6 protein-coding genes are annotated in these 5,732 nt (G+C 60.0%); 1 reads left to right on the plus strand and 5 read right to left on the minus strand.

Annotated elements, in window-relative coordinates; genetic code table 11:
• Nucleotides 1-304 precede the first annotated feature (304 nt).
• From AC0AP0_RS08185 to AC0AP0_RS08195, 3 genes are read right to left on the minus strand one after another with little or no spacing between them, the layout of a single operon-like run.
• Complete coding sequence (locus AC0AP0_RS08185; protein WP_490430107.1) at nt 305-1,174, minus strand: L-ribulose-5-phosphate 3-epimerase; 870 nt, start codon at nt 1,172-1,174, stop codon at nt 305-307.
• A complete protein-coding gene (locus AC0AP0_RS08190) occupies nt 1,171-1,845 on the minus strand; it encodes a 3-keto-L-gulonate-6-phosphate decarboxylase UlaD (protein WP_445342005.1) in 675 nt (224 codons plus the stop codon). Before AC0AP0_RS08190 ends, AC0AP0_RS08185 begins: the two co-directional genes overlap by 4 nt.
• 5 nt (nt 1,846-1,850) lie before the next feature.
• A complete protein-coding gene (locus AC0AP0_RS08195; RefSeq protein ID WP_024626968.1) occupies nt 1,851-2,840 on the minus strand; it encodes a phosphotriesterase family protein in 990 nt (329 codons plus the stop codon).
• Nucleotides 2,841-3,104: 264 nt separating this feature from the next.
• On the opposite strand from AC0AP0_RS08195, the gene AC0AP0_RS08200 reads away from it, so the two are divergent.
• Complete coding sequence (locus tag AC0AP0_RS08200; RefSeq protein ID WP_490430108.1) at nt 3,105-4,127, plus strand: sugar-binding transcriptional regulator; 1,023 nt, start codon at nt 3,105-3,107, stop codon at nt 4,125-4,127.
• A gap of 61 nt (nt 4,128-4,188) precedes the next feature.
• On the opposite strand, the gene AC0AP0_RS08205 is transcribed toward AC0AP0_RS08200, so the two are convergent.
• Together AC0AP0_RS08205 and AC0AP0_RS08210 are read right to left on the minus strand one after the other, a co-directional pair.
• Complete coding sequence (locus tag AC0AP0_RS08205; protein WP_490430109.1) at nt 4,189-5,277, minus strand: aspartate-semialdehyde dehydrogenase; 1,089 nt, start codon at nt 5,275-5,277, stop codon at nt 4,189-4,191.
• A gap of 14 nt (nt 5,278-5,291) precedes the next feature.
• A partial coding sequence (locus AC0AP0_RS08210; RefSeq protein ID WP_490430110.1) for an ACT domain-containing protein occupies nt 5,292-5,732 on the minus strand: 441 nt, incomplete at its 5' end.

Consider the following 5,732-nt stretch of genomic DNA (forward strand, 5'->3'; position numbering starts at 1 on the left):
CCGGGCGTTCATCAGCCGCTCCCCCCTCCTGACCGTGAGCCTGATCTGCCCCTCTCCTATGGTCGAAAGGTCATATGTATGTTCTGCCATCACTTGCTCCTTGTCTACACGGTCGTTTTTCCAGCATGGACCACGACGTCCGCTTCAGTCCGTATTACGACCTGTCACATTCAAACTCGCACCGGTCGGGTCGACCCTCCAAGGACGACCGCTGGCATCATAGCCTCCCTGCCGATGCCAAGGGGGTGGAGGACCGGCACAACCACCCCCGAGTCGGCAACCGTGGCGGCTGCCGACCTTTGCCTCACTCTCTGGGGTCGAGCACTTCCATGCCGGCCCCGCGCAACCAGGTTTCCACTTTCTTCCTTGCATTCATGACGATCTGATCGGCCTGGTCCGAATCGTCGTTCCACATCTCCAGCATGATCCGCCCCGACCAGGACTGCCGGGCCAGCTCGGCGAAAGCTGTGGGAAAGTCGGCACAGCCCTCGCCCATGGTGATGCGACGCGGCTGTCCCGGGAGCACATCCTTGACGTGGATGGCCAGCATTCTGCCGGCTCCAGCCCTGAGCTCAGCCACGGCATCCAGCTCCTGCTCATAAAGGTTGCCGATATCCGGGTACATGCTCAGCCAGGAGGACCCGATCTGGTCACAGATGGACAGACCCTTGGTGATGGAGGTGATGTCATTGCCGTCCACATTCTCTATGCCCAGCATGACACCGGCCTGGGCCGCGTACTCAGCCGCCCTGGCCAGAACCTCCACATACCTAGCGCGTTGGTCGGGATCAGGGTCCTCGTAGTAGGCGTAATAACCGGCTACCTGGATCAGGGGAATACCCGCCTCATGAGCCAGGTCAATCGCCTTGTGGAAGATGTCATAGGCCTGACGGCGGATAGCTGGATCGGCCGAGCCGGGGCCGACCTTGCGGTGGCAGCTCAGGCAGATCCCTCCGACCTGGACGCCCTGGCGGTCGGCAGCCTGGCGGAAGGCGGAAGCCTGAGCAGCCGTCCAGTTCAGACGGGCCATTCGCTTGTCGCTTTCGTCAATGGACAGATCCATGAAAGTGAACCCATCGGCGGCGACATGGGACATGAATGCGTCCCAGTCATCCGGCTCAGCGGGGGACTTCAGGGCCTTCTCATAGATGCCCAGGGTGACGCTGCCGCTCATTGCGGCCACACCCTGCCAATAGTCTCCCGCAGTTCAGTGGCGGCGGCCAGGGGGTCATCAGCCTTGACGATGCCGCGGCCCGAGATCACCACTCCGACGGGAACTCCTTGGAAGAAGGGCAGGTCCTTAGCCGTGACCCCACCGGTCACGGTGACCTTGAAGCCCATCTGATGCAGCTGGCGGATACGGTCCTTGTCGTTTTCTCCCCAAGTCAGTTTGCCGGCCGCTTCAGCGTCGCGAGAACGGTGGACGATGACCTGGGTGGCTCCAAGCCGCCGCCACTCGCGCGCCTGTTCGGGATCGTAGGTCTCTCCAAGCTCAATCTGGACCTCGCCGCCAAACTCCTGGGCCACCTTCACCACCTGCTCGACCGTGGTCATGCTGGCCCCGGCAACCACCGAGACCCAGCTTGCACCCGCCTCGAAGCAGGCGCGGGAGATGACCGCTCCAGCTTCAGCAATCCTGACATCCGCCAGGATTGTCTTATTGGGATAGAGGGCACGAATCTCGCGCACGGCTCTCAGCCCTTCGGCGATAATCAGGACGGTTCCGCACTCGATGACATCGACCTGGCTGATGGCCGCGTTCAGAGGTCTCAGGGCCGATGGCATATCAAAGGTGTCCAGAGCGATCTGGAGCTGAGGACGTTCCAGGGTTTTGTCTGCTGCCATTGCGCTCAGGCCTCCTTACGGAAGGAGAAGAAGTTGTGGGCGTTGCGGATGAGCAGCTTGTCCACATAATCGGGATCAAAGCCTTCGGCAATCATGCGGGGGCCGTCCACTGCCGGGTTGTAATCCACGCCGCTCACAGAGCCGTAGACCTTCTGGTAGGAGCGCTTGCCGGAGTCCGTACCCAGGAGGATACGGTCTTCATAGCCGTCTTTCTTGAAAGCCTTGAGCTCCATCATCCTGTTGGAATCGGGCTGATACTTGATCCTGTTCGTGCCGTCGATCTCCAGATAGACGCCCAGGTCCAGGATCTCCTCCAGGTAGTAGACATCAGCGTTGCGCTGGATGTGGCCGATGGCGATCTGGTCGGCCGGGACCCCCAGTCCGATCAGGGTCTGGGCTTGTTCCAGACCACAGGTTCCATAAGTGGTGTGCGTGTTGATGGGAGCGCCGGTTTCGATGGCCGCCTTGGCAGCAGCCTCCATGCACTTGTGTTCGAAGGGTGTGATCTCTCCGTAAGCAGTGCCGATCTTGATGACGCCTGCCTTGTAAGGGCTGCGATCTACCAGAGGGCCGGTGTAATCGTTGCGGTCAATGCCCTCGCGGATATCGGCGATGACCAGGTCGGCGATTTGATCCACGCTGTAGCGGTTGATCCAGTGGGACTGGGTCTCCAAGTAGACATGCTCACGGTGGAAGCCGGTGGCTCCGATGATCTGCAGGTTCTCCACCGAGCGGGCCACCTCGGCCAGCTTCTCGATGTCACGACCACAGTTGATGGGGCACATATCCACCACGGTGCCGCCCTGCTTGCTCCACTTCAACGAAGCCTTGGCGAAATAGCCGGCCTCGGTCTCTGCCTTTTCGACTGAATCCAGTTGATGGTCCTTGTCCAGGTAGACCTCACCGGCTCCAACCCGGATCAGATGGTCGTGGCTGTTGACTACGCCAAGCGTGCTCGGATCGACATCACCCAGAATGGTTCGTGCGAATGCCATATGAACTCCTTTGTTGTTTGTGCTCTGCGACTTCGCGGCACCGGTCTTCAGGCTCTTCCTGCCAGTGCCTTTGACAGGAGACAGATTATGTGAACAATTACAGAACAACAAGGACTTTGATGAACATATGTACTCTAACTATGGTTATAGAACTATGCCAATTTCATTTTTTGCCTTTGAAAACGTGCATTTTCAGACCTCGAAGAGTAGATAAACGGTTTTTGCTGAGCCTGATAATATGTACATATGTTCAGCGATCTACAGATGATGACTACTTCGGATGCCCGCAAGCGGGTTCAGCTGCTTCTTCGCATAGCCCGCATGTACTACCAGGATCACATGCTGCAGTCCCAGATCGCCACAGCGACGGGCTATTCCCGCCCCTCTGTCTCCCGGATGCTCAAAGAGGCCCAGGAGCGAGGACTGGTGAAGATCTCCATAGAGAATCCATTAGAGCGGCTGGAAGAACTGGAGTCCAGGCTGATCCGACAATTCAACCTCCGTTGCGCTCGGGTCTCAGAGCCGCCACAGGGATGCACCGGGTATGACGTCGTACCCCGAAGCGCAGCATCTCTACTGGTGGAACAAACCAGGCCCGACTCTTTGATAACCGTCTCCAATGGCAACGCAGTCGCCTACACGGTTCGCGAAGTTCCCCTGCAGAACTGGGCAAAGTCCAAGGTCGTACAGATGATTGGCTCCCTGTCACCAACCAATCCCATGACGGATTCACCAGAGATATGCCGCATGCTTGCCCAACGACTGGGCGGCAGCTATTCGACGCTGCCAGTGCCCATGATCCTGTCTTCAACCCCCGTGGCTGAAGCCATGCGCAAAGAACGCCAGATCGCAGACACACTGACCCTGGGCGGACATGCCGACGTTGCGGTGGTAGGAGTGGGATCGGTCAAGGAGGGAACGTCAGGACACATTTTCAAAGACTACGAGAATGCGGCTTTCATCAAAGAGGTGACCGAGCTCAAAGCCGTGGGGCACATCTGTGGTCACCACATCGATGCCCAGGGTCGCCACATCCGAACCAGCCTGTGCGAACGCACTATATCGATTGAGTTCGAGCGACTGAAGCGGATCCCCCTGGTCATAGGCGTGGCCTGGGGGCCGCAAAAAGTTGCCAGCATCCTTGCCTGTTTACGGGCCGGGCTTATCTCTGCACTGGCCACCGACCGCGACACGGCCGAGGGGATACTTGAGCTGAATCAACAGCAGAGAAAAGCAGGCAGACAAGCCTCACAAGCTTCGAGCCGAGCAGAGGCCAAGCAGGGCTGACCCTACATGAAGGCCATCAGGCAGACGGGGCCTGGTAGAACCAATGAGCCCAGATGCACAATCAGATCCTGTCGGCGAAGTGCTTACGGACGATCAGCTCGGCGATCTGCACTGCGTTGAGGGCCGCCCCCTTGCGCAGGTTGTCGTTGGCCACGAACATGGACAATCCCCTCTTGCCTTCCACGGCCTGGTCCTGGCGGATGCGGCCCACGAAGCTGGGGTCCTTGCCGGCTGCGTCCAGAGGAGTGGGTATTTCCGCCAGATTCACTCCGGGGGCTTTGAACAGCAGGTCGCGGGCCTGGTCAGGGGTGACATCGCGCTCGAACTCGGCATTGATGCTCATGCCGTGGGCTGTGAAGACCCCTACCCGCACACAGGTGCAGGAGGCGGCCAGATCGGGCAGGTGCAGGATCTTGCGGCTCTCATTGCGCAGCTTCTGCTCCTCGTCGGTCTCCCCGCTGCCGTCATCGACCAAGTCGCCTATAAAAGGAACAGCGTTGAAGGCGATGGTGCGCACCACCTTGGTGGGCGGGGGGAACTCGATGGCCGATCCGTCAAAGACCAGCCGGTCAGCACCTTGCTCCACGGCCGTTTTGGCTTCGTCGCGCAGCTGGAGGACGCCGGCACGACCAGCCCCCGACACAGCCTGGTAGGAGGAGACGATCAGGCGGCGCAGACCGTATGCCTTGGCCAGGGGGCTCAGCACCGGCATGCAGGCCATTGTGGTGCAGTTGGGATTGGCCACGATCCGCCTGGGGATAAGGTCCAGATCCTCGGGGTTGACCTCAGACACCACCAGGGGGACCTCGGGATCCATCCGCCAATGGGAGGAGTTGTCGACCACGTAGGCTCCGGCCTCGGCGAAGCGAGGAGCCCAGGTTCCCGAGGTCGAACCGCCGGCGGAGAAGATTGCCAGATCGATACCGCTCAGGTCGGCCTGCTCCACGTCCTCGACCGTGATGGTCCTGTCACGCCAGCGCAACTGTTCGCCGGCAGACCGGGAGGAGGCCATGAATCGCAGGTCGGCTACGGGGAAGTCCCGTTCGTCCAGCATGCGGCGCATGACCATGCCTACCTGGCCGGTGGCGCCCAGAACAGCTACATTGATGCCGCGGCGACCGTTGTTTGCCAAATCAGCCTTATCCGTCATTGCTCTCTCTCCTCTCAGCGACCCGTGCCGCCATAAACGACCGCCTCGACCTGATCGGCATCCAAGTGGAAGGCCGTATGGATGGCCCGTACCGCCTCGTCCAAGTCCTGGATGGGCACCAGGGCGGAGATGCGGATCTCGGAGGTCGAGATCATGAGCACGTTGATATGCCGGTCGCTCAAGGCCCGGAAGAAGGTGGCGGTGATGCCTGAGTGGGTCTTCATGCCCACCCCTACCAGGGTCACCTTGCCCACCTCAGGATTGATGTCGACCGAGTGGAACCCTAGTTGCTCACGGGAGTCATCCAGCATGGGAACCACCTGATCTGCCTGAGCAGACGGCAACGTGAAAGAGATGTCCACGGTTCCGGTGGCCGCCCCAGCCTGGACGATCATATCTATGTTGATGCCGCCCTCGGCAAGGATAGTGAAGAGCTGTGCGGCTACGCCGGGTCG

The organism is Bifidobacterium sp. POST2/T3 (B1) (assembly GCF_058197115.1).